We start from the raw sequence: 25,220 nt of genomic DNA, 5'->3' as shown, positions 1-25,220 counted from the left end.
TATGAAAAAGATTATGAAGACTACTACCATACTCATCTCGACCCTACTCACAGGGCTACTCCTCGCCTCCTGCGTCCGTGATCTCGACCGGCTGCCTACCAATGATGTCACCGGACCCAAAGTCTACTCCACAGAGCTGGGCACTAGACAGGCTTTTGCCAAGGTCTATGGCGCCTGGGCGCTCACAGAGGGCGATGTCGCCGACATCGACGACGGGTTCACAGGCTTTACCAGAGCATTCTTCAACCTACAGGAGCTTCCGACGGACGAGGTCAAGTGTGCCTGGAACGATGCGGCAGTCAAGGGGCTGAGCGATGGCACCTGGGATGCCACCACCGTCTTCATCGCCGGAGCTTACTACCGCTCCATCATTCAGATCAAGTATGCCAGTGAGTTTTTGTCCAATGTGGACAAATCCCCCATCAAGTCTGAGGAAAAGGAGCAGATGAAAGCGGAGGCTCGCTTCATCCGTGCCTATCAGTACTGGGTGCTGATGGACCTCTTTGGGGATGTCCCCTTCGTCACGGAAACGACACCGACCGGGAAGACGGCGCCCGAGAAGATCGCCCGCAAGGACCTCTATGACTTCATTGTCTCGGAGCTAAAGGCCATAGAGCCACTCCTCAAGCCCGCACGCCAGCAGGAGTACGGCCGTGCCGACCAAGCCGCAGCACAGGCGCTACTCGCTCGTGTTTACCTCAATGCAGAGGTCTACACCGGCACTCAGCACTATGCTGAGGCGGCAGAGTATGCTGAGAAGGTCATCGCCGCGGGGTACAAACTGCATGGGAAATACAGAGAGCTTTTTGGGGCGGACAACCACAAGTACACCGATGAGATCATCCTCTCCATCGTGTCTGATGGACAAAACGCTCATAGCTACGGCTCTGCCACCTTCCTTGTCGGAGCCTCCTACAACAAGGATATGCGTGATTTGCTGAAGGAGAAAGGTCTCCTCCCCATTCTCGGTACCAATAGCCTGTGGGGTGGCAATCGCGCCACACCGACCTTTGCCAAGCTCTTTGGATCGACTGACAGTCGCAATCTGCTGCTCAAGTCGACCGACACCATCGAGAAGCTCAGCGACTTCAACCAAGGGGTCCACGTCTATAAGTACACCAACGTCACCAGCGACGGCAAGCCGGGCAGCCATCCCGACTACTGCGATATGGACTTCCCCCTCTTCCGTCTCGCTGAGATGTACCTCATCTATGCCGAGTGTGCTGCACGTGGAGCTGCCGACAAGGGCAAGGGACTGGACTATCTCAATCAGATCCGCAGCCGCGCCGGCATCGCGCCTGCAGGTAGCCTCGAGCTATCGCAGATCATCGACGAGCGCGGGCGAGAGCTCTACTGGGAGGGACATCGTCGTACCGACCTGATCCGCTTCGGGCTCTTCACCTCTGGCAGCTATCTCTGGGAGTGGAAGGGTGGAAAAGCCTCCGGTGCAGCGATGACTGCCGACAGGCTGCTCTACCCCATCCCCGCCTCTGATGCGCTCGCCAATCCTAACCTTCGTCCCCAAAGCAAATGACTCAGACCATGAATAGAATATATCACTTGGCATCTGCGACTCTCGTCGCCCTCATCCTCTCCCTCGTGGCGGGATGTAGCACCGAGGATCCGATGGAGAGCTTCGATGCCGTCCTCTCCTCCAAGTCTCCCGCCGTGCTCGATCAGCCCGCCTCCTCAGAGCTGACGATCACCCCTGAGAGCAGCGGCACGCTCGATCTAAGCTGGAGCGCCGCCAAGTACGGCGATAAGATCCCTGCGACCTACACCGTCATCCTCTCCCGCGAGGGTAGCGACAAGCGACTTGACATCCCGGTACCCGCCGGCACACGTCAGATCTCCCTCCCGCTCCAGGAGCTCAATAAGCGGCTCGTCACCGAGCTGGAGATGGAGGGCGACACTCCGGGCAAGGTCTCCGTTACGGTGGAGGCACTTCCTCTGGCCGACAAGGGCAACGACCACGCCCTCGAGACCTATAAGACCACCTCGGCACCACTGGAGCTAACGATCACCCCATTCTTCGCCACTTCCCGACCTGACCTCTACTTCCTCGTGGGGAACCTCAGCGGCAGAGATGGCGCGCCTGTGTGGAAGGAGAAAAACAACGATCACCTCCTCTTTGCCGACGACAACAACGCCCTGGCCTACCACTACTACGGCTACCTCAAGGCGGATGCCGCCTTCAAGATCTTCCCCGAAGCCAGCATTGGCGCGTGGAAAAATATCTTGGGTCTAAAGGACGGCAAGCTCGATATGAACGGTGACGATATTAAGCTCCCCGCCGGGTCAGCAGCCGGGTACTACCACGTTACCTTCACAGTCAATAGGGGCAAGCTCGATCCCGCTCAGGCGACCATCAGCTTTACGTCCATCGACGTCTCGTCCAAGCCGACCTTCGACAAGATCGGTATCATCGGTACCGCCGGTATCGACTGGGATCACGACCTCTTCCTCGAGCAGTCCAAGACCGAGCCACACCTCTGGATCGGTAGAGAGATCGTGCTGAAGGAGGGCGACTTTAAGCTCCGCGCCAATGCCGCTTGGGCCAAAAGCTGGGGTGGTCAAGAGAAGGATCAATTCCCCACCGACTTTGGCATTGTCAGCGGTGGAGAGAATTGGAAGGTGACCGCCAAGGAGGCAGGGAAGTACAACGTCTACTTCAACGACCTCACCGGCAACTACTTCTTCCAGAAGCTCGACAAGTAACCTCGACACAGTAAGAAAGATTTTGATAGGTTTGCTCCCACCGGTGACATGTGCTTCGGTGGGAGCTTTTTTTCATACACTTCCCACGCAGGGATCATGCCTATGGGTAAGCAGAAATTGGTATCTTTACGGAAACATAAAAAACCAATAACTACCACTGAACTACCATGAGCGATAAAGTCATCGATCAGCAACCGAAGGAGGTCTTTCACTACTTCGACCAAATCACCCGTATCCCCCGCCCCTCCAAGAAGGAGGAGAAGATGATCGCCTACCTGCAGGACTTTGCCAAGGAGCAAGGGCTGGCGTGCGAGGTGGATCACGCGGGCAACGTCCTGATACGTAAGGGCGCCACTCCGGGCTACGAGGACCGGGAGAGCATCGCCCTCCAGTGCCATATGGATATGGTGTGCGAGAAGGATAAGGATGTGGACTTCAACTTCGAGACCGACGCCATCCAGACTTATGTAGAGGATGGCTGGGTACACGCCCGCGGCACGACGCTGGGTGCTGACGACGGGATCGGTGATGCGGTCTGCCTCGCGATCCTCGCCTCCGACTCGATCGAGCATGGTCCAATTGAGTGCCTCTTCACCCGCGATGAGGAAACCGGACTTACGGGAGCCATGGAGATGGCACCCGACTTCATAGAGAGCAAGATCTTGATTAATCTCGACAGCGAGGAGGAGGGCGAGATCTGCATCGGCTGCTCCGGAGGTAAGGACACGGTAGCCGAGCTGGAGTATGAGCGTGCCTACGCCTACCCGGAGCTGCACTACGCCCGGATAGAGGTTCGCGGTCTCCACGGTGGACACTCAGGGAGCGAGATCGATAAGGGGTATGCCAATGCGGTGAAGCTGCTGGCCCGACTTCTCTTCCGTCTCGGCAACGAGGTGGAGTATGTCCTCGCCTCCATCAAGGGGGGCAACCTTGATAATGCCATTCCCCGCGAGGCACATGCCGTCATCGGTGTGGCACCTGAGGATCGGGATGCTCTGGCCGCTTTTGTCAACGTCTTCCGCTCCCACCTGCAGGACGAGTATAAGGTGATGGAGCCGGGGCTGAAGGTCGAGCTGGATACGGTGGAGACGCCGGACTACTGCATTGACACCGACACGGCTAATGACCTGATCTTTGCTCTCGTCGCCTGCCCTCACGGCGTGATCGAGATGAGTCGCGAGATCGATGGGCTGGTACAGACATCGACCAATCTCGCCTCCGTGAAGATGCGGAATGAGGACGAGGAGGACGCTCTGATGGTAGTCACCAGCCAGCGAAGCTCGATCGACTCTCAGATTGACATGGTGGGCGATATGGTGCGTGCTACCTTTGAGGCTATCGGAGCAGGTGTCTACGAGCACAGTCCCTACCCCGGCTGGGAGCCAAATACCGACTCCCAGATCCTCAAGATTGCCTGCGAGAGCTACCGAGCCCTCTACGACACGGATCCCAAGGTGTACGCCATCCACGCCGGATTGGAGTGCGGTCTCTTCCGCCAAAAACGGCCGGAGCTTGATATGATCTCCGTGGGACCGACGATGCTCTATGTCCACTCACCGGCCGAGCGTCTGGAGGTGGCATCTGTAGGGAAGTTTTGGGACTACATCCTCGACATCCTTAAGCGCGCCCCCAAGGCAGGCAAGTAAGCCGGTGATGCCATGTCACGGCGTCTCGCACTCCTCCTTCTCACCCTCATTGCCACACTGACCGGTATGGGACAGGAGAGTGAGCAGGTGATCCGGCGGAGGGTGGTCTCGTATAATGTGGAGAACCTCTTCGACACTATCGATGACCCCGAGACAGACGATCGGGACTTCCTCCCCGGTGGAGCATACCACTGGACGAAGGGGCGGTACCAGAGTAAGGTGGAGAGTATCTCCCGCACCCTCTCTCGCATAGGGGAGTGGGACTACCCTGCTCTCATCGGTCTCATCGAGATCGAGAACGTCCAGGTGATACGCGACCTAACCGATGCCAAGCCTCTCCGGCGGATGGACTACAGGATGTCTGTCAGCCGTGGGGCGGATCCGAGAGGGATTGACGTGGCGCTCCTGTGGGACCCTAAGGTCTTTCGCCGCGTAGACGCCCATGAGATCCCTCACTACGGGGATCTGCTCAGCTACCCCCTCCGGTGCGACCCGAGGACAAAGCGCGAGCGCTCCGGTAGCGGGCGCAATACGCTTTGGGTGACGCTTGAGCAAAGGCATAGCGGGGCGCTCCTTGACGTATTCGTCGTCCACCTGCCGAGCCGGAGAGGTGGGGTGCGCTCCACCTCTCCGGACAGAGAGCGAGTCTGTGCCAAGCTCTACCGAGTGATACAAGACCTCTTTGACAAGCGGCCGGATGCCAGAGTACTGATCATGGGTGACTTCAACGACGCCCCGCACAATACCGCTCTCACCATGGGGCTCCAAGCGATCCCTCCCGGAGACGAGCCGTCAGAGATCCGACCGCACCAGCTCTACAACCTCGCCTCCCCTAAAGAGGAGGAGGGGAAGGGGTCACACTACTTCGCAAAACAGTATTGGCTACCGGACCAGATCATCGTCTCCGGAACGCTCCTTGACGAGGCAGGCGCCATCAGGGTGAGAGGTCAGTCGATGGAGATCTATGCACCGGACTACCTCCAGGACCAACGTCACCGACCGAGACGAAGCTTCCAGGGGACACACTATACCGGTGGATTCAGCGACCACTACCCGGTCTATGTCGACCTGATCATCGATCAGACGGAGAAGGACAGTGAAAAATAGGATTTTTAATCAACTGATGATAAGCCTAGTAGATACATCGCGGTCAAATTAGCTCTCACAGCACCTTGTCTTTCTGCAAAATTATTGTACCTTTGCAGAGCAATCCACAAGAGAGCCCCCTACCAACAGGGGAAATAAAGTATGACTCGGTAGCTCAGTTGGTAGAGCAATTGACTCTTAATCAATGGGTCGAGGGTTCGAGCCCCTCCCGGGTCACTTCTCCAGCCGAGGTGCTGCCTACTCCACTCGTGGAGAGACAGCATCTCGTTTTTTATTTATACTACCAATTAAGCCCCTTATACCACTATGTCGATAGAGCAGCTGATCTTTTACACCTCACTCCTGGCGATCATAGGCTTAGTACTGAGCAAGGCCGGCTTTAGGTTTGGCATCCCCTCCCTACTCCTATTCTTAGGCGTGGGGATGTTTGCCGGCTATGCGGGCTATCTTGAGTTTAACTCCGCCTCTGAGGCACAGACCATCGGTATCATTGCCCTGACAATGATCCTCTTTACGGGCGGTATGGACACCGACTACAAGGAGATCAAGCCGGTGATGGTCCGGGGAACGCTTCTTGCGACTGTGGGTGTACTGCTGACGATGCTGGTGACGGGGACTTTCATCTACTTCCTCTTTCGTCAGCCCTGGATGCCGGGTGAGGTGCAATCGCTCTCCTTCCCTATGGCGCTGCTCTGTGCGGCGGTGATGTCCTCGACCGACTCGGCATCTGTCTTCTCGATCCTTCGGTCCAAGGAGATGCACCTCAAGCACAATGTCAAGCCGCTGCTGGAATTTGAGTCCGGGAGTAATGATCCGATGGCCTATATGCTGACACTGATCCTGCTGCAGATGATCCATACGGGCGACTCCTCGATCGGCAATGCCCTCTGGATGTTTGTCCTTCAATTCAGCATCGGCGGGGTACTGGGCTACGGATTAGGCAAGGGAGCGGTCTGGTTTGTTAATAAAGTGAAGCTCTCTTCGCCGGCACTCCACTCGCTCCTCCTGCTCTTCGTCGCCTTTGTCATCTACTCAGCGACGGCGGGGCTGGGAGGAAATGGCTACCTCGCAGTCTATATATCGGGATTAGTGGTAGGCAACTCGGAGGTGCTGTATAAGAAGAGCACGATGCGCCTCTTCGATGGCTTCCAGTGGCTCTGCCAGCTGGTGATGTTCCTCGCACTCGGGCTATTAGTCAATGTCGACGAGCTGGCGGGCGTAGCTCTCCCGGCAATCATCATCGGCCTCTTCCTGATGCTGGTGGGTCGCCCCCTCTCCGTAGCACTGACGCTCCTCCCCTTTATCAAGAAAATGCCGCTCAATGCGATGCTCTACACCTGCTGGGTGGGGCTGCGCGGGGCGGTGCCGATCATCTTTGCCACCTATCCCCTCGTAGAGGGACTGCCTGAGGCTCGTATGATCTTCAACGTCGTCTTCTTCATCACCCTCATTTCGCTGACACTGCAGGGCGGCAGTGTGACGATCGTAGCGAAGTGGCTCGGACTGGTCGACGAAGAGGTGAGGACGCCGGTCTTCAGGGACGTGGATCTGCCGGAAAACTTCACCAGCACGCTCTCTGAGATGACCGTCAGCCCCGCGATGATTGAGAGGAGCAACCTGCTGAAGGATATGAGCATCCCCAATCACACCCTCGCCATCCTCGTGAAGCGGGGCGAGAGCTACTTCATCCCCAAGGGGGAGACTCCCCTCGAAGTAGGTGACCACGTCCTGATCCTGAGCGATGACGAGACCGCACTCGTAGAGGCGTACGAGCAGCTCGGGATACACCACTACCACCTCGATGTGTAAGTGGATTTTTGCCATTAGGAGAAAATTGTCTATCATTGCACCCGCCTAATAATTAGGCAGAAAAACGAAGTAGAAACCATCAATCAGAAGTAATATATGTACTGGACTTTAGAGTTGGCTTCCAAGCTGGACGATGCACCATGGCCTGCCACCAAGGATGAGCTGATAGACTATGCTCAGCGTACCTGCGCTCCCATGGCAGTGATCGAGAACCTTCAGGAGATCGAGGACGATGGTGAGAGCTACGAGTCCATCGAGGACATCTGGCCCGACTATCCGAGCAAGGAGGACTTCTTCTTCAACGAAGAGGAGTACTAAGTAGCGTCCAACATGACCGTAGATCCTGAGATCACCATATCCCGAGGGATACCGGAGATGGTACCCATGATCGCTAAGTGCGCCATGGCAGCCATCGATCGGTACAACTTCGTGGACGAGATGGACGAAGAGCAGACTACTCTCTACGAGTGGTTGCTGGACATCTGCGGTCGGACGGACACCCTCTACTCCTATCGCAATACCCTTGTGGCTAAGGTCGATGATGAGGTAGTGGGCTGTCTCATCTCCTACCCGGGTGATGACTACGAGGCTAAGCGAGCCTTCACCTTTGCCGCTCTGGATGGGGCGGGACCAAGTGACACAGAGACCGGCCCGGGAGAGTACTACCTCGATACCCTGGCCCTCCTCCCTGCCGCCCGCGGGCACCGCATAGGACTGAGACTCATGGAGAGTAGCGTTGCCTACGGGCTTGAGGAACTGGGGTACAGCGTAGTCTCACTGCTTGTTGATGTAGATAAGCCTCGCTTAGAGGCATACTACGCCAGCCTTGGCTTCCGCCGTGATAGGACAATGAAATTTATGGGACACGACTACTATCGGATGATCCTGACTGGTCGTGAGGGCTAAGCCCACATAAGAAATCAAAAAAAGAGACCGCACCATCGCACTGACGATGATGCGGTCTCTTTTTGTATGCAAAACTTTCTATTAGTCCACCTTGGCACTGCTCTTCAGGATCACATCGTGCGCCCCACCCTCCGTGATTGAGGTCTGAGAGACTACCGTAACCTTAGAGTGCTTGCGGAGATGCTCTAAGGTCGTCGACCCACAGCTGCACATCGTTGCCTTGATCTTATTGATCGTAGACTCAAGGCTGTCCTTCATCTCTCCGGCGTAGGGGACGTAGCTGTCTACGCCCTCCTCAAACTTCATCTGCCCCAGCACCGGCGCCTTATCGCCATCGTCGTACCGCTGCCAGTTCTTGGCACGATTGGAGCCCTCACCCCAGTACTCCTTGACGTAATTGCCATTGATCTTGAGGAGACGACCGGGGCTCTCATCGAAGCGAGCGAAGTAGCGACCCATCATCAGGAAGTCAGCTCCCATAGCGAGGGCGAGGACCATATGGTAGTCGTGTACGAGACCGCCATCGGAGCAGATCGGGATGTACTCTCCCTTCTCCTCCAGCCACTTGTCTCGAGCCGCAGCCACATCGATGACCGAGGTGGCCTGACCTCGGCCGATACCCTTCTGCTCACGTGTGATGCAGATCGAGCCGCCTCCGATACCGACCTTGATGAAGTCGGCACCTGCAGCGGCGAGGTAATTGAAGCCATCCGCATCAACCACATTACCAGCACCGATGGGGAGATCGGGGTAATTGCTCTTCACCCACCTTAGCGCATCCGCCTGCCACTCGGAGAAGCCGTCAGAGGAATCGAGACAGACAACGTCCACACCTGCCTTCACCAGAGCCGGTACCCGCTCCATGTAGTCGCGGGTATTAATGCCGGCACCGACGAGGAGGGTTTTCGTCTCCTTGTCCGAGAGCTCATTGGGATTAGCGTGGTGGCTATCGTAGTCTTTACGGAAGACGAGGGAGCAGAGGTGGTCCGTCTTATTAATGATGGGGAGAGTATTCAGCTTCGCATCCCAGATAACATCGTTAGCCTCCGAGAGGGTGATCCCCTCGTACCCCGTGGTAAGCTTGTCAAATGGGGTCATCATATCCCTCACTTTGGTATCGAAGGGCGTCACCCCGATGCGGTAGTCCCGCGTGGTGAGCATACCGAGGAGCTTACCATTGGGCTTGCCGTCATCGGTCACTGCGATGGTGGAGTGCCCGGTCCGCTTGATCAGGTCAAGCGCATCCTGCAGCGTATGGTCAGGTGTAAGGTTGGAGTCACTCTGGACAAATCCGGCCTTAAACTTCTTCACCCTCCGCACCATCTCCGCCTCATCCTCGATGGGCTGAGAGCCGTAGATAAAGGAGAGCCCTCCATTTTGCGCCAGCGCAATCGCCAGCCGGTCATCCGAGACCGCCTGCATGATCGCTGAGACGAAGGGGATATTGAGGTGAAGGGAGGGCTCCTCGCCCTTCTTGTGCTTCACGAGAGGAGTCCGGAGACAGATGTTGTCCGGGGTGCAGTCGCGTGTAGTAAGTCCGGGGATAAGGAGATACTCACCGAAGGTATGGGAGATTTCGCTGGTAATGATGGCCATGATAGTCTGTGCTATGTATTCTTTGTCGTCCAACGGATATAGATCCTGCACAAAGGTACCCCTTTTCCATTTATTATTTTACCTCTGGCTCCTCCTGTAGATCCAGCCGTAGAGCGCACCGACGAAGAGGGCACCGCCGACGATGTTGCCAAGAGTAACCGGCAGGAGGTTGTCGAGCAGGAGCTGGGAGAGGCTCACCTCAGCGCCATACATCATGCCGGTGGGTATGTAGTACATATTGGCGATAGAGTGCTCGAAGCCCATCACCACAAAGGCCATCACCGGACACCAGAGCCCCATCATCTTCCCGGACATCGTGTCCGCCGCCGTCGCCAGCCAGATGGCGAGACAGACAAACCAATTAGCCCCCACGCCACGCACGAAGGCTTCACCCCAGGAGAGCGAGGCCTTCGTCTCCGCAGTGGTGCGGATAAAGGTGCCAAAGGCCTCAGGCTCCATCAGTCCCGTGAGATAGACGAGGAAGTAGTCCCAGAAGAGCGCACCGAGGAAGTTGGCACACCAGACCACTCCCCAGTTGAGCAGAACACGCCCCCATCGTACTTTACCCTGCATCGCCGCCGGCACCAGCACGGCACAGTTGCCGGTAAAAAGCTCCGCCCCCGCAATGACGACGAGGATGATACCGAGGGGGAAGAAAAAGCCACTCAGCAGCTTAGGCAGCACCGGATTACCTGCTGCTGCAGCGTCGAAGCCACCTCCAGCCAGAGTCGCCAGAGTGCCTCCCATAGCGATATAGACGCCGGCGAGGAAGCCGAGGAGCACCATATTAATAAGAGAGAGCGAGCTCTTTGTCTCTGCCGTTGCGTAGGTTGAGGCGACGATCTCTGAGGGAGATTTCATTTTAGAGAATGCTATTATTGGTGATACGTCGGCAAACTTAGCTTTTTCGCCAGAAACCAGAGTGATAGAGGTCGGAAATGGTGGGGCAAAAAAGCCATTGCAAACTCACTGCAAACTAATACCGATATTAGACATCACTAATACCGATATTAGACAACTCTAATATCGGTATTAGAAGATTCTTTTACCGGTAAAAGAATTGCCTCTCCTCAAGTGGGGGGCACGCCTACAATAATTCCCCCTCGACATGAATGCACAAAAGGACAAATTATCTGTCAAAAAGAACAAATCAGAAAAATAGCAGGTGGGCACAATTAGATATTTTTTACCCTAATCAGTCTTTTCCGTGCAATATAGGGCAATCGTCTGTACCTTTGTAGTGTAGGCACGAGAGTGCTTCTCAGAAAGCTTATCAATAGAAATAGGATTGCAATCCAAAATAAATCAAAAGAAACAAATAGTATGAGCGAAAGCAGTAAGAAGATTTACTCCTTTGGCAACGGCAAGGCCGAGGGTCGCGCAGATATGCGTATGCTCCTCGGTGGTAAGGGAGCTAATCTCGCCGAGATGAACCTCGTAGGCGTACCGGTGCCACCCGGATTTACAATCACGACAGAGGTCTGCAGAGACTATCAGACCGAGGGCGCAGAGAATATCCGCAAGTCCCTCGCGGAGGACGTCAAGGTCAATATCGGTAAGATCGAGGCACTTGTAGGTCGCACCTTTGGTGACCCGGCTAATCCGCTCCTCGTCTCGGTCCGCTCCGGTGCTCCTGCCTCTATGCCGGGTATGATGGACACCATCCTCAACCTTGGTCTCAACGATGAGGCTGTCGAGGGACTTGCCAAGCTGACCAACAACCCCCGCTTCGCTTGGGACTCTTACCGCCGCTTTGTCCAGATGTACGGAGATGTAGTACTGGGACTAAAGCCTGAGAATAAGGACGACATCGACCCCTTCGAGCTGGAGATCCGTGCGGTGAAGAAGGCTAAGGGTGTCACCGAGGATACTGATCTGGAGGTGGAGGACCTGAAGGAGCTGGTGAAGCGCTTTAAGGCCGCTGTGCTGGAGAAGACCGGCAAGCCCTTCCCCCAGGATGTCCACGAGCAGCTGTGGGGTGCCATCTTTGCCGTCTTTAGCTCATGGATGAATGAGCGCGCCGTGCTCTACCGTCGTATGGAGGGCATCCCCGAGGAGTGGGGAACGGCAGTTACCGTCATGGCGATGGTCTACGGCAACATGGGCGACACCAGTGCGACCGGTGTATGCTTCTCACGCGATGCCGCCACAGGTGAAAATGTCTTCAACGGCGAGTACCTGATCAACGCACAGGGCGAGGATGTCGTCGCCGGTATCCGTACCCCAAGCCAGATCACCCTCAAGGGCTCTCGTCAGTTTGCCGAGTACAAGGGGATCAGCGAGGAGGAGCGCAAGTCCGAGCACCCCTCTCTCGAGGAGGCCATGCCTGAGATCTACAAGGAGCTCTTCGAGATCCAGCACAAGCTGGAGCAGCACTACCACGATATGCAGGATATGGAGTTTACCGTCCAGGAGGGTAAGCTCTGGTTCCTCCAGACCCGCAATGGTAAGCGTACCGGTCGGGCGATGGTCAAGATCGCCATGGACCTGCTCCGGGACGGCATGATCGATGAGGAGGCTGCCATCGAGCACATTGAGCCCAATAAGCTGGACGAGCTGCTGCACCCGGTCTTTGACAAGAAGATGGAGAAGAGTGCCACACTGATCGCTCGCGGTCTGCCCGCCTCCCCCGGTGCCGCTACCGGTATCATCTGCTTCTTTGCTGACGATGCTCAGGAGCTCCACCTTAAGGAGGGCCACCGTGTGATCCTGGTCCGCGACGAGACCTCACCGGAGGATCTTGCCGGTATGCAGGTAGCCGACGGCGTCCTCACCGCACGTGGTGGTATGACCAGCCACGCAGCTGTGGTGGCACGTGGTATGGGTAAGTGCTGTATCACCGGTGCAGGAGCACTCAATATCGACTACAAGGCTCGCACCATCACCGTAGGGGATAAGGTCTTCCACGAGGGAGATCACATCTCTATCAACGGCTCCACCGGTCGTATCTACGAGGGAGAGCTCAAGACCGAGGCACCCGAGCTGGACGAGGACTTCCAGATGCTGATGGACCTCTGCTCTAAGCACAGCCGCATGGTCGTGCGTGCCAATGCGGACACCGAGCGCGATGCAAAGGTGGCCCGTAAGTTTGGCGCCGTAGGTATCGGTCTCTGCCGTACGGAGCACATGTTCTTTGACGGGAAGAAGATCAAGGCGATCCGCCACATGATCCTCTCCGAGACTGCTGAGGATCGGTATAAGGCACTCGAGGTGCTGCTCCCGATCCAGAGGGAGGACTTCAAGTCGATCTTCCTCGCCATGGATGGCTATCCAGTGATCGTCCGACTGCTTGACCCGCCGCTGCACGAGTTTGTCCCCCACGATGCCAAGGGTCAGGAGGAGATGGCTCAGGATATGGGCGTGACGGTGAAGTATATCCGTGATCGGGTGCAACAGCTCGCTGAGCACAATCCTATGCTTGGTCACCGCGGCTGCCGTCTCGGCAACACCTACCCCGAGATCACGATGATGCAGACGAGAGCGATCCTCGGTGCAGCCATTGAGCTGAAGAAGGAGGGACACAACCCCATCCCCGAGATCATGGTGCCGCTGGCAGGTATCGTGCAGGAGTTCAATGAGCAGAAGCGCATCATCACCGAGACTGCAGAGGCACTCTTCAAGGAGGAGGGCACTCGCATTGACTTCAAGATCGGTACGATGATCGAGGTGCCCCGTGCAGCTCTGACGGCAGATAAGATCGCTGCCTCAGCAGAGTTCTTCTCATTCGGTACCAACGACCTCACGCAGATGACCTTTGGTTACTCACGTGACGACATTGCGTCCTTCCTCCCCGTTTACCTCGAGAAGAAGATCCTCAATGTGGATCCCTTCCAGGTACTCGACCAGGACGGTGTGGGTCAGCTGATCCGTATCGCTGCCGAGCGTGGTCGCAAGGCCCGTCCCGAGCTGGTGTGCGGTATCTGCGGTGAGCACGGAGGTGAGCCGTCGAGCGTAAAATTCTGCGACTCTGTCGGACTGAATTACGTCAGCTGCTCACCCTACCGCATCCCGATCGCTCGCGTGGCAGCGGCACAGGCTGCTATCGAGCACCGCAAGGACTCCGAGGCTGCGATGCAGGAGTGACTTATTTAGTCTCACTCTGAGATAAGATAAGAGGAGCTGTCCCGGTCATGTGGGGCAGCTCCTCTCTTTTTGCTACATTTGGGATATCAAGTTACGAAGCAAGAAACCGATATGAGAAAACTGACCATCACTCTACTTCCGCTGCTGCTTACAGCACTCTCGGCATCAGCCCAGATCTTTACTCCCTCCGATCCTATAGGCACCCAGGTGACCTATACGATGACCGGGAAGGATGGGAGAAGCTCGACCGAGCAGCTGACTCTTCGCCGTGTCCAGGGCAATAACGTCTGGAGCAGCACACTGGGCGACTCAGACGAGTTCCCAATATCTGAGATAGTACTGCCTGACGGCGTCTACTACTCCATAGATGAACTGAGGACTTTAGTCCGTCAGAAGATGAGCGGTAAGGCTGCTAAGCTTGCCAAGGTCGAGATCAATTGCCTCAGCGGGGACCGCTTTAGGATGCTCCCCCTGCAGGGTACACCCGATCAGACCTTTCCCGATCAGACACTGGAGGTAAAGGCGAAGGTCAAGTTCCTCGGACTGCTTAATCTCCACCTCACCATGACCGTGGAGGGGGACAAGATCCTCCGGAGAGAGACACGGAAGACGCCTCTCGGCGAAGTCTCCACGATCGTGCGATCGTACACAATGGTGTCCAAGACCGATGCTAAGGTGATGGGCAAGCGTGAGCAAGAGGTGGAGCGAGAGGAGGTCACCCAGTGGATCATACCGGGGAGAGGACTCTATAGGGAGGAGAAGAGGAAGGGTAAAGAGCTGACCGTGAAAGAGCTGACTGACTTTAGAGCACCCCTGACCATTAGGCAAAAAAGAGTGGGCAGCCTCCCGATCAAAAGGGAAGCTGCCCACTCTCTATGTATGGATCTGCAAGGATCAGAAGCGATAGCCCAGGCTGATGCCGCTACGGATGTATGCAGGGACAGCATCCTTCGTTGCCGAGACGAAGTTTCGTCCGGCGCCGGTGTAGATCTCACCGACGAAGCCACTCTTGGAGATCCACTTCCAGCCGATGCCGAGACCGAGACCGGCACCAAAGCCGTTGGCGTCCTTACTATCTATATTGAGCCCTCCGTTTAATCCATTGGATACGGTATAATTCTTGGTGTACTTGCAACCAAAGAAACCGGCATTCACCTCGATGAAGAAGCCGGCACCGGGGAACTCGTCCTGCCCGCGATGCTTCCAGAAGAACCACCGGGTATAGGGCACGACCGCATACTTGTAGGGATAGGAGTCCTCCCACGCAGCACTGGCAGCGACGCCAAGTGACAGATCCTCCAGCAAGATCCGGTCATAGGAGAGCTCAATATTGCCGGCAAGGGCCATGGGAAGATTGATCTTCACCTCATTGAGAGGACCCTCCGTAAGCACCTTCTGCGCCTTAGCGCTTGAGGAAAATGATGCAGAGAGCAGCAGGGCAGCCGCAGCGAGCATCCACTTTTTTACGTTCATAAGACTATTACTTGACTTTGATATCTATTGGTTGTCTGTGTAGACAAAGATATACTATTTTCCCATAAAACATACCATCTGATGAGGTGTGATAAAGCCCCGTCCGGTCTGATCTTGATGAACGCATCAGTGAGGAGACCATTAGAGGACTCGGCGAGATAATAGCCCCTCGTGCGGCTGGTATCTCAGGAGCTCTCACTGCGACACCCTAATACATATAGGAGAATGGCAAAAAAAGTCCGACCCACCGAGTATTCGGCAGGTCGGACTCAGACAACACTCAGTGTAAAGGATTACCGGCGAGCGGCAAGCTTCTGCTGAGACTTCTTGTGATTATGGTTATTGATCATCCAGGCGATCGGAGAGGCCACAAAGAGGGTACTCAGTGTACCGAAGACGATACCGAGGATGATAGCGAAGGTAAAGCTCCTCATACTGGCACCTCCGAAGAAGAAGATCATCAGCACCACCAGCAGGGTACTCGTGCTGGTATTGATCGTACGAGTAAGGGTGATATTGAGTGAGCGATTGAAGAGCTCCTTACGCTCCATATCGGGGTGATACTTCAGCTCCTCACGGATACGGTCAAAGACGACGATGGTATCATTGATCGAGTAACCGATGATCGCCAGCACGGCAGCGATAAAGTTCATATCGATCTCCATGGTGAAGGGCATGATCTTCCAGAGGATCGCATAGAAGGCGATGATCACACAGGTATTGAAGGTCACCGATGCGAAGGCACCTACAGAGAAAGCGTAGTCCTTGAAGCGGATCAGGATGTAGATACCCATCACGATCAGGGAGAGGATCACAGCGATGGTGGCACCGGTCTTGATGTCATCAGCGACACTGGCACCCACCTTCTGCGAGCTCTGGATATTCTGCTCGACAAACTGGTCCTGGGTCGTGCCCTGGGGCAGCTGTGACTGCAGGCTCTCATAGAGCTTGGTCTCGATCTCCTTATCCACCTCGGGGGTGTTGGTCTCCACCTTGTAGTTGGTCGAGATACGTACCTGATCCTCTGAAGTGATGCGGATCACACTGACGTGGCCATCAAGAGCGGGGCTCACGAGAGAGGAGATCTCGGCAGGCGTCACGTTGTGATCAAACTTCACCACATAATTACGACCACCCGTAAAGTCAATACCTCTCGGAATGCCGATCGTGGTCATCATCACGCCACCGATCGCAAGGATCGCAACGGCAACGGTAAGACCGACCTTGCGGAGACCGATGAAGTCGATATGGGTATTCTCGAGGAAGTGGCGAGAAATGGGAGTTTCAAAGGTGACCCCATTCATCTTGCCCTTCTCTGCCCGGGTCTCAAAGATGACACGGGTCATGAAGACAGCGGTGAGGAGAGAGATGAGCAGACCGATGATCAGCGTGGTAGCAAAGCCACGGATCGCACCTGAACCAAAGAAGTAAAGGATCAGACCGGTCATGATCGTGGTGACATTGGAGTCGATGATCGCAGAGAAGGCATTACCATACCCCTCCTGGATCGACTTCAGCATTGTCTTACCCTTCTTAAGCTCCTCCTTGATACGCTCAAAGACGAGCACGTTGGCGTCCACAGCCATACCCAGCGTGAGCACCATACCTGCAATACCGGGCAGGGTCAGGACAGCATGGATAGAGGCAAGGATACCGAGAGTGAGGAAGAGATTGACCAAAAGCGCCAGATCGACGACGATACCCGGGACGAGGCCGTAGATGAGACACATATAGATCATCAGCAACACAAGGGCTACAAGGAAGGAGATCACTCCTGCCTTGATAGCTGCAGCACCGAGAGACGGTCCCACGACATCCTCCTGCACGATACGTACAGAGGCAGCCATCTTACCCGACTTAAGGGTATTGGCAAGGTCGGTCGCCTCATCTACAGTGAAGTGTCCGGTGATCTGTGAGGTACCATTGGGGATCTCATTGATGACATTAGGTGCAGAGTAGACCACATCATCGAGGACGATGGCAATAGGGCGGCCGACATTCTCCTTCGTCAGGCGAGCCCACTCCTTGGTACCCTCAGGATTCATAGTCATAGAGACACCCGGATCCTGACGTCCCTGCTGCTGATTGATCTCACTCTTAGCACTGGTGACCACGTCACCGGCGAGAGCCGGCTCATTGCCCCGGCGAGAGCCCTTGAGAGCAAACAGCTCGAAGACGTTGCTCCCCTCGCTCAGCTCCTTGGAGCCCCAGCGGAGGACCAGGTCACGTGGCAGCACATCCTTCACCTGTGGCAGGCTCAGCATAGAGTCAATGGCGGCACGATCAGCCTTACGGGCCACAGCGACCACGGCAGCGGAGCTGCCGCGAGAGAGCTGCAGGCGAGAGAGCAGAGGATTATCCTTAGATGCTGCTGTCTGCGCCTCAGCAGTCTCAGCCACTGCGGTTGAGTCGGCACCGGCAGCGATCTTCTGTGCCAGGGCCTTGGCAGCACTCTTGGCACTGTCAGCGGCAGCCTCGACAGCGTCGGCAACCTCTCCAGAGGTCTCCTCAGCAGTCTCAGTCACCTCCGCTGCAGCAGTACGCTCAGAGTTGGAGTGGAGACGAGCCAATACCTGATCGGCAGCGACGAGATAGTCTCCCACCTCAGAGCCGAGGTAGCACTCCCAGAACTCAAGATTAGCACTGCCTTGGAGCAGCTTGCGCACACGCTTCGGCTCAGTGATACCCGGCAGCTCCACGAGGATGCGGTTGCTTCCCTCGAGCTTCTGGATATTCGGCGCTACGACACCAAATTGGTCAATACGATTGCGCAGCACCTTGTGTGAGCTGTCAATCGCATCATTGACTGAGCGACGGAGGAAGGAGACCACCTCGTCATCGCTACTATTGGTATTGATACTCTCCTTATTGCTCAGGGTGCCAAAGACGGCAGCCAGACGAGCGTTGGGGTCAAGCTTGTGGAATTCATCGACAAAGAGGGAGACAAAGTCCTTCTGCGTCTGGTCTTGCCTTGCGATGGCATTGGTCAGCGCCTGACGATATGTGGGATCCTGGCTGTGACCGGAGAGGTTATCCAGCACATCAGCCACGTTGAGCTCCAGGACGACATTCATACCGCCCTTGAGGTCGAGTCCCAGTCCGATCTGATTCTCACGAACCGATTTGAGAGTGGATCCAAGCCAAACCTTCTGAGGAGCCATAGAGTCAAGGTAGGCGATCTCTTTATTCACATCGCCTGCAGCATACTCCTTAGCCTTACCCTCATAGATCGATGCCACTACCGTAAAGGAGAGGTAGTACGCACTGATCAGTACTAAGAGGATGGTTGTCCACCTTACTAAGCCTTTATTCTGCATCAGTCTCTTATAAGTATGTAGTGATTATTGATTTCTTTGTCATTCACTTGCAGTCCCCTCCTTCATCCTATACGGTGGGAGCAGGGTACTTTTACGGTTGGCAAATGTACTGATTTTATGCCAATTTGCACTCTACTCAACCAAAGTAAGATTTGTTTTAAGAGGATAGACCGTCCTTAGCGTCGTCGCTTACCGCCTAAGAGAGTGCCAAGGATGGACCTCGTGATCTCTCTCCCGGCACTTGATCCCATAGCTCGGGTAGCCGACTTGAGTATTCCACCAAGCAGATCAGAGAAGTCGTCCTGCTGAGACTTTGCGCTCGCCTTAGTTTCCTTGGCGCGTCTCTCGGCTTCCGCCCTCTGCTGCTCCTCCAGGCGACCTTGCTCCTCCCGATCTGCCAGATCCTCGTAAGCACTTCTCGGGTCGACGCTCTCGCGGTAGACACGCTCCAGAGGCGACTGTCGGATAAGCGTCTCTCGCTCCTCATCTGTCAGGGGACCGATGTAGGACTGCGGTGGTAGCACGCTCACCCTCTCCGAGATACTTGGTGCCCCATGGTCATCCAGGAAGCTCACGACAGCCTCTCCGGTGCCAAGTCCCTGTATCGTCTCCGTCATATCGAGGGCAGGATTGGGACGAAAGGTGTCCGCTGCCGCTTTCACTCGCTTCATATCGGACGGCGTGTAAGCCCTCAGGGCATGCACCACCTTATTCCCCAGCTGACCCAGCACCTCATCGGGGATGTCGGAGGGCGACTGGGAGATGAAGTAGATCCCCACCCCCTTGGAGCGGATCAGCTTGATCACCTGTGTCAGCTTCTCCAGCAATGGCTTATTGATGTCGTCAAAGAGCAGATGTGCCTCATCAAAGAAGAAGACCAACGCCGGGTGATCGGGATCACCGACCTCCGGGAGGTTGTCGTAGAAGGAGCTCAGCAGCCACACAAGTAGACTGCTGTAGAGACGAGGTGACTTCATCAGCTCCTTCGCCTCCAGGATATTGATCACCCCCTGCCCGCCCTCTGCGGTGAGCAGATCCTTGGGGTCAAAGTCCGGCATGCCAAATATCCTATCCCCACCCTGACGCTCCAGCCTGAGGAGAGAGCGCTGGATCGCACCGACAGAGGCGGTGGAGACGTTGCCATAGGTGGCGGATATCTCCTTACGATGCTCTGAGAGATAGCGTAGCATCGCCTGGAGGTCCTTTAGGTCGTAGAGGAGGAGGCCATTATCATCCGCCACCCGGAAGGCGATCTCCAGCAGGCCACTCTGCACGTCATTCAGCTCAAGGATCCGCTCCAGGAGCATCGGTCCTATGCCGGAGATGGTCATCCGCATAGGAGTACCCTGCTCACCGAAGGGATCCCAGAGGCGAACCGGATAGCCCTTCTCCTCATACCCCTCGCTCCGCAGACCATACTGGTCCACCCGCTTGGTGACGGAAGACTTATTACCACCCCGCTGCCCCATACCGGTCAGGTCTCCCTTCGCATCCACGAGAAAGACCGAGCTGCCAAGGTCGCTAAATATCTCCGCCAGCATCTGGCAGGTGACTGTCTTTCCGGTACCGGTCGCACCGGCGATCAGTCCGTGACGATTCATCTTCTCAGGCAGGAAGCTGACAAAGCGCTCTCCCGTCCACCCCACGTAGGGGACTCCATTATTAGTAAGCATATGTAGTACTACAGATACACAGCGGGCTACTCCCCCAGCACCCCTTAACAAGTCATCTCTCCACAAATCTATCAATTTATCTGCGATCAAAAGACTCCGGCACTCGTGCATCACCTCTACCCAAGCAGCCCACTCCTTATGGAAATCTCTAATACCGATATTAGTGAAGTCTAATACCGATAAAAGAATTCTCTAATATCGGTATTAGATCGAGCACCACATCCATCGGGCATGGGACACCACAGCTTATGCGCATCACAGCAAAGTCACCCCCACCTAGCACATCAAAATGCGAGATAGTCATACTTAATAGGATCCGAGAGGATGAGTAGAAAAATATCTACCTTTGTATTGTATATAGAATGCAATTATGCACCAGATAGATCCTGAATGATATGAATGGAGTGTGTCAGAAGATGTGGCTCCTATGTATGGCCCTCGTGGTCGGAGCATCGCTGTCGTATGGGCAGAAAGTGGGTGAGTCGGGCATCCGCTGCGACGTAGGATTACTGTACCAGATCAGCTACCAAGAGAGCTGGGGCGACTCTCATGCCGTGGTCGTGGAGGTGATCCCCGGAAGCCCGGCCGACAAAGCCGGCATCCGCCCGGGCGATGTAATCCTCCAGATCGAGGGACGCGACACCCAGAAGCTCTCAGAGGAGTCTATCACTGCGATGATCCTCGACCCCTCTCACGACCAGGTGTCACTGAAGATGCGCCGTCCCGGCACATCATCGTGGGACGTGGCGCTGCGGAAGGAGTGCCTCCCCTCAGGGATCCTGACTGAGGAACTTCTGGCACAGGCCTTCAGCATGTATAGTCTTGAGGATGTCACCACACGACGCTTCACTATGCCCTTTATCTACACCCTTCCCACAAAGCGTGACTTCATCAAGTACAGCACATTCTCCTTTGCAGACAAGGAGATCGGGACGAAGCCCGGCGCTCGTGCCCTCGCAAAAGAGCTGGTAGGTAAGGGACTGAGGGAGCTGCCCACCGGTGGTCAGCTGAGCATCGTCTACAAGCCCACCATTGAGAGCAATCCGAACTTCCGCCCCGGAAGCGAGGCGAACTTGGATCCGGGATTTAAAAATTATCTGGTAACCCGTAAGGATGGTCGCTACGAGGTAGACCATTATCCATTCCTGAGCATCAATACTCCCAACTTCTCCGGTAAGTATCGGATGACAGTGGACATCGAGCTGATCGACAGTGAGGACAACACTAAGGTGTGGAGCGTGACTGCTCGCGAACTGCTCAATAAGGAGTACGACCCCGATCGTTATGTGGCCAACTTCTGCTACCTCATGCTGGCCAATTACCCCTTCGTCCGCTATGTGATGAATCCGACCTTCGTCCTGCACCGTGATCAGTACTTACTGACCGGTGTGGGATACGATATGAACGACCTGCAGGTCATTCGTCACATCACACCCGGCAGCCCCGCAGAGACTGCCGGACTGAGGGTGGGAGATCGGATCAAGTCAATCAACGGTCGCGCTCTGGTGAGCTCGGTAGACAAGATGAGCTCGGTCTACAAGACCTTCCTCCGTAAGACGTGGAAGTACCGCGCCAAGTCAACTGTCTACCCCGATGATAACGGCTTCCGCCAGTGTATGTACTGGGACCCTCAGTCATACGATGTGGTGGCGAGTGAGCTGGATAAAGAGGCTTACCTGGGGGCTTTCAGCTACCTCTTTGCCCACAATCCCTACATCGTATCAGCGGGGGCGAAGGCCGCCGCATCCGATAACGGAGTGACGAAGGTGATCTTTGAGGTGATCCGTGACGGTGCACCACAGGTGATTATGGTCGAGCCTCACCTAATCAACAAGGACTACATAGAGCTGAAGTGATCATGAAACACCCATTACTCCTCTCCGCGCTTGCCCTACTCTGCTCCGCTCAGGTAGTGAGGGCCCAAGAGAGTGTCTACGACTACAAGCCGATCGCAGAGACTATACAGCAGGATGCCACCCGGTACGTCTGCAAGCGCCCACCGATGGAGGATCGTCTCTTCCGCTCCGATGCGGTCGAGCGCATGATCCGTGAGGTGCAGAGTAAGCTGACCAATCCCAAGCTGCGCTGGATGTTTGGGAATTGCTTCCCCAACACCCTCGACACGACGGTCCACTTCCGGCACGATGAGGAGGGACGACCGGACACCTTTGTCTACACAGGAGATATAGCAGCGATGTGGTTGCGAGACTCGGGCGCACAGGTCTACCCCTATATAGCTCTCGCTGACGAGGATCCGCTACTTGCGGAGATGCTCAGAGGGGTGATCCTCCGTCAGATGAAGCAGATATGCCTCGACCCGTATGCCAACGCCTTCCTCGATGGGGACCTGACCACCTACTGGGCGACCGACATGACAGAGATGCGCCCGGGGGTGCATGAGAGGAAGTGGGAGATCGACTCGCTCTGCTATCCGATACGACTGGCCTACGCCTATATGGCAGCGACAGGCGACAGCTCGATCCTCGACGAGGACTTCCACAGGGCGATGCGCCTCGTGCTGCAGACTCTATGCGAGCAGCAACGCAAGGAGAATAGAGGGCCCTACTCCTTTATGCGCCAGACGGAGCGGAGTACAGACTCTAAGTCATGTCAGGGGTGGGGTGAGCCGGTGAATCCCGTGGGACTGATCGTCTCCTCATTCCGCCCCTCAGACGATGCGACACACTACCAATTCCTCATCCCTTCCAATTTCTTTGCCGTCACCTCATGCCGTAAGGCTGCTGAGATGGTTAGGAAGGGCTATGCCGATGAGGCACTGGCGACCGGGCTGGAGGAGCTGGCTGACGAGGTGGAGCAGGCACTCGCAAAGTATGCTGTGGTCTCGCACCCGATCTATGGTCAAGTGTATGCTTATGAGGTGGACGGATATGGGAATGTCAGCCTCATGGACGATGCCAATGTCCCGAGCCTTCTCGCCATGGGCTACCTGGGAGACGTAGCACTCGATGATCCGATCTATCAGAATACAAGGCGCTTGGTCTGGAGCGAGAGTAACCCATACTTCTTCCGTGGCAGTGCCGGAGAGGGGATTGGCGGACCCCACGTGGGATACGATATGGTGTGGCCGATGAGCATTATGATGCGCGCCTTCACCTCCACCGATGATGAGGAGATCCGCGCTTGTATGAAGCAGCTCCTCGCAACCGACGCCGACACGGGGCTGATGCACGAGTCGTTTCACAAGGACGACCCGACGAAGTACACTCGCAGCTGGTTTGCGTGGCAGAATACCCTCTTCGGTGAGCTGGTGCTGACACTGATCGAGCGGGGAAAGCTGGACCTACTCAATAGCCTCTGACCGATGCGTCGATATACTTTTCTTACACTACTTGGTCTCCTCGCCCATATCTCCCTCGCGGTAGGACTGCAGGCTCAGTCGGTAGACGAGGTCTTCCGCCGGATGCCGGATGAACTAATCCCCCTACTGCCCGACAGCACCCTTCGTGCCGAGCTCCTGGAGAGTCCGGAGGGCGTTTCGGTGGTCAATCGCTTTGGCGGGGAGATGAGTGTGATGAGCCGAAGCGAGCAAGGTCTAAGGCTCTCACTCGACCGACTAACGGAGCTGGAGGTGGGACTCTTGCCACATGGGAAGAGCTACTACATCTGTCTCATCGCCACCAGCACCATAGTACCGGCTCAGTCGGTGGTTACGCTATTTGATGCCGACTGGAACCGGCTGCAGGAGATCCCTTTTACCCTACCCTCACCGGAGCACTTCATCACAGGACCGCTAAGTACGCGCATCAAGCGCTCTCTTGCAGAGCTGGGACACCTCCACTGGAGGGCCACGATGGACCCGATGGAGCCGCAGCTGCTTACCGTGAGGATCACCAACCTTGATGAGGAGACAAGCCAATCCCTATACCCGGAGATGTATAAGAAGCTACAGCCGGTGTCGATGAAGTGGAGGGAAAATCACTTTGATATCGTGGTAAAGAAATAACCCGAGATGGATCAAGAAAGGACAGAGCAAGAGGATAAGCAACGTAAGCGTAAGGCACTCCTCATTGTCGGGATCAGCCTACTGCTGCTCCTGCTGGCCGGAGGAGGGTACTACTTAGTGCAACAGCAACGGACAATTAACGATATGAGGGAGCTGTCAGCACTGGATAAGCAGATGCTGCAGGACCAGTTTGATGAGCTGAATATGCAGTATGAGGAATTTAGCTTTGAGATCAGCAATGACTCCATAGCGAAGCGACTGGAGCAAGAGCAGGCTAAGGTGCAGCGACTAATGGAGGAGCTGAAGCAGGTCAAGAGCACCGATGCAGCTGAGATCAGTCGCCTCCGCCGCGAGCTCGACACCCTACGCAAGATCCTCAAGAGCTATGTCATCCAGATAGACTCGCTCAATAGAGCCAACGAAGCCCTTAGGACAGAAAACAAGGCTCAGCGCGAGGAGATCAGCCGTGTCACTTCCCGCCAGAGACAGCTACAGGAAGAGAAGTCAGACCTCACGGAGAAGGTACAGCTCGCAGCTAAGCTCTCAGTGAGTAACTTTCACACGGTAGGACTTAATAACAGAGGGCGCGACACAAAGCGGATCAAGAGCATGAAGCAGCTGCAGATCAATTTCCAGGTCGACCGCAACGTCACTGCGGAGCCGGGGATGAAGACGATCTACGTCCGGCTCAGCAAGCCCGATGGCTCTCTGATGCAGCAGCCCGGGGAGAGCGGCACGATGCCCTTCGAGAGCGGTAAGGTACCCTACTCTGTCTCACGTCAGATCGAGTATAGCGGTGAGCCGACTCAGGTGAGTCTCTACTGGGACATACAGGAGTATCTACCGGAGGGGAGCTACGTGGCGGAGATCTTTGCCGACGGGTACAAGATAGGCAGATACAGCTTCTCACTCGGCAACTAAGCGACAG

The 25,220-nt window shown here is 55.7% G+C and carries 17 protein-coding genes and 1 tRNA gene; 14 read left to right on the top strand and 4 right to left on the bottom strand.

Annotated features, from left to right (window positions below):
- Position 1 precedes the first annotated feature (1 nt).
- From HMPREF2890_RS05025 to HMPREF2890_RS04990, 8 genes are all read left to right on the top strand, one after another.
- A complete protein-coding gene (locus HMPREF2890_RS05025) occupies positions 2 to 1,534 on the top strand; it encodes a RagB/SusD family nutrient uptake outer membrane protein (RefSeq protein WP_070466195.1) in 1,533 nt (510 codons plus the stop codon).
- Positions 1,535 to 1,542: 8 nt separating this feature from the next.
- Positions 1,543 to 2,718 carry a SusE domain-containing protein gene (locus tag HMPREF2890_RS05020; protein ID WP_168160417.1) on the top strand — a complete coding sequence of 392 codons (1,176 nt, stop codon included), beginning with the start codon at positions 1,543 to 1,545 and terminating at the stop codon, positions 2,716 to 2,718.
- A 167-nt stretch (positions 2,719 to 2,885) separates the two neighbouring features.
- Complete coding sequence (locus HMPREF2890_RS05015) at positions 2,886 to 4,364, top strand: aminoacyl-histidine dipeptidase (protein WP_070466189.1); 1,479 nt, start codon at positions 2,886 to 2,888, stop codon at positions 4,362 to 4,364.
- Between the two features lie 12 nt (positions 4,365 to 4,376).
- Positions 4,377 to 5,471, top strand: coding sequence for an endonuclease/exonuclease/phosphatase family protein (locus tag HMPREF2890_RS05010; protein WP_070466186.1), 1,095 nt, complete (start codon positions 4,377 to 4,379; stop codon positions 5,469 to 5,471).
- A gap of 143 nt (positions 5,472 to 5,614) precedes the next feature.
- Positions 5,615 to 5,687, top strand: a tRNA-Lys gene (locus tag HMPREF2890_RS05005).
- 90 nt (positions 5,688 to 5,777) lie between these two features.
- Positions 5,778 to 7,280, top strand: a complete 1,503-nt coding sequence (locus HMPREF2890_RS05000) for a potassium/proton antiporter (RefSeq protein ID WP_070466184.1) — start codon at positions 5,778 to 5,780, stop codon at positions 7,278 to 7,280.
- A 96-nt stretch (positions 7,281 to 7,376) separates the two neighbouring features.
- Positions 7,377 to 7,598 carry a DUF2795 domain-containing protein gene (locus HMPREF2890_RS04995; protein ID WP_018106532.1) on the top strand — a complete coding sequence of 74 codons (222 nt, stop codon included), beginning with the start codon at positions 7,377 to 7,379 and terminating at the stop codon, positions 7,596 to 7,598.
- A gap of 12 nt (positions 7,599 to 7,610) precedes the next feature.
- The gene (locus tag HMPREF2890_RS04990) at positions 7,611 to 8,186 is read left to right on the top strand and encodes a GNAT family N-acetyltransferase (RefSeq protein ID WP_070466182.1); all 576 of its coding nucleotides are present in this window, start codon (positions 7,611 to 7,613) and stop codon (positions 8,184 to 8,186) included.
- A gap of 81 nt (positions 8,187 to 8,267) precedes the next feature.
- Here the strand turns inward: HMPREF2890_RS04990 and HMPREF2890_RS04985 are convergent, their stop codons facing one another.
- Together HMPREF2890_RS04985 and HMPREF2890_RS04980 are read right to left on the bottom strand one after the other, a co-directional pair.
- Positions 8,268 to 9,782, bottom strand: a complete 1,515-nt coding sequence (locus tag HMPREF2890_RS04985) for an IMP dehydrogenase (protein ID WP_070466180.1) — start codon at positions 9,780 to 9,782, stop codon at positions 8,268 to 8,270.
- A gap of 78 nt (positions 9,783 to 9,860) precedes the next feature.
- Positions 9,861 to 10,643, bottom strand: coding sequence for a formate/nitrite transporter family protein (locus HMPREF2890_RS04980; protein WP_070466178.1), 783 nt, complete (start codon positions 10,641 to 10,643; stop codon positions 9,861 to 9,863).
- Positions 10,644 to 11,105: 462 nt separating this feature from the next.
- Between HMPREF2890_RS04980 and ppdK the strand changes: the two genes are divergently transcribed.
- Both ppdK and HMPREF2890_RS08970 read left to right on the top strand, forming a co-directional pair.
- Positions 11,106 to 13,865 carry a pyruvate, phosphate dikinase gene (gene ppdK, locus HMPREF2890_RS04975; RefSeq protein WP_070466176.1) on the top strand — a complete coding sequence of 920 codons (2,760 nt, stop codon included), beginning with the start codon at positions 11,106 to 11,108 and terminating at the stop codon, positions 13,863 to 13,865.
- 111 nt (positions 13,866 to 13,976) lie between these two features.
- The gene (locus HMPREF2890_RS08970) at positions 13,977 to 14,963 is read left to right on the top strand and encodes a hypothetical protein (RefSeq protein WP_148130678.1); all 987 of its coding nucleotides are present in this window, start codon (positions 13,977 to 13,979) and stop codon (positions 14,961 to 14,963) included.
- A gap of 668 nt (positions 14,964 to 15,631) precedes the next feature.
- On the opposite strand, the gene secDF is transcribed toward HMPREF2890_RS08970, so the two are convergent.
- Together secDF and HMPREF2890_RS04955 are read right to left on the bottom strand one after the other, a co-directional pair.
- A complete protein-coding gene (gene secDF / locus HMPREF2890_RS04960) occupies positions 15,632 to 18,655 on the bottom strand; it encodes a protein translocase subunit SecDF (RefSeq protein WP_070466170.1) in 3,024 nt (1,007 codons plus the stop codon).
- A gap of 176 nt (positions 18,656 to 18,831) precedes the next feature.
- Positions 18,832 to 20,328, bottom strand: a complete 1,497-nt coding sequence (locus tag HMPREF2890_RS04955; protein ID WP_070466167.1) for a helicase HerA-like domain-containing protein — start codon at positions 20,326 to 20,328, stop codon at positions 18,832 to 18,834.
- Positions 20,329 to 20,723: 395 nt separating this feature from the next.
- Between HMPREF2890_RS04955 and HMPREF2890_RS04950 the strand changes: the two genes are divergently transcribed.
- From HMPREF2890_RS04950 to HMPREF2890_RS04935, 4 genes are read left to right on the top strand one after another with little or no spacing between them, the layout of a single operon-like run.
- On the top strand, positions 20,724 to 22,184 hold the full coding sequence (locus HMPREF2890_RS04950; protein WP_070466165.1) for a PDZ domain-containing protein: 1,461 nt from the start codon (positions 20,724 to 20,726) through the stop codon (positions 22,182 to 22,184).
- 2 nt (positions 22,185 to 22,186) lie between these two features.
- Entirely contained in the window at positions 22,187 to 23,647 is a 1,461-nt protein-coding gene (locus HMPREF2890_RS04945) for a glycoside hydrolase family 125 protein (protein ID WP_070466163.1), read from the top strand.
- A 3-nt stretch (positions 23,648 to 23,650) separates the two neighbouring features.
- Positions 23,651 to 24,292, top strand: a complete 642-nt coding sequence (locus HMPREF2890_RS04940) for a DUF3256 family protein (protein WP_070466160.1) — start codon at positions 23,651 to 23,653, stop codon at positions 24,290 to 24,292.
- 6 nt (positions 24,293 to 24,298) lie between these two features.
- Positions 24,299 to 25,213, top strand: coding sequence for a hypothetical protein (locus HMPREF2890_RS04935; protein ID WP_070466158.1), 915 nt, complete (start codon positions 24,299 to 24,301; stop codon positions 25,211 to 25,213).
- Positions 25,214 to 25,220: the final 7 nt, after the last annotated feature.

This window comes from Porphyromonas sp. HMSC065F10, assembly GCF_001808555.1.
Classification (GTDB): Bacteria; Bacteroidota; Bacteroidia; order Bacteroidales; family Porphyromonadaceae; genus Porphyromonas_A.
This window is presented reverse-complemented; position numbering and strand designations above follow the sequence as displayed.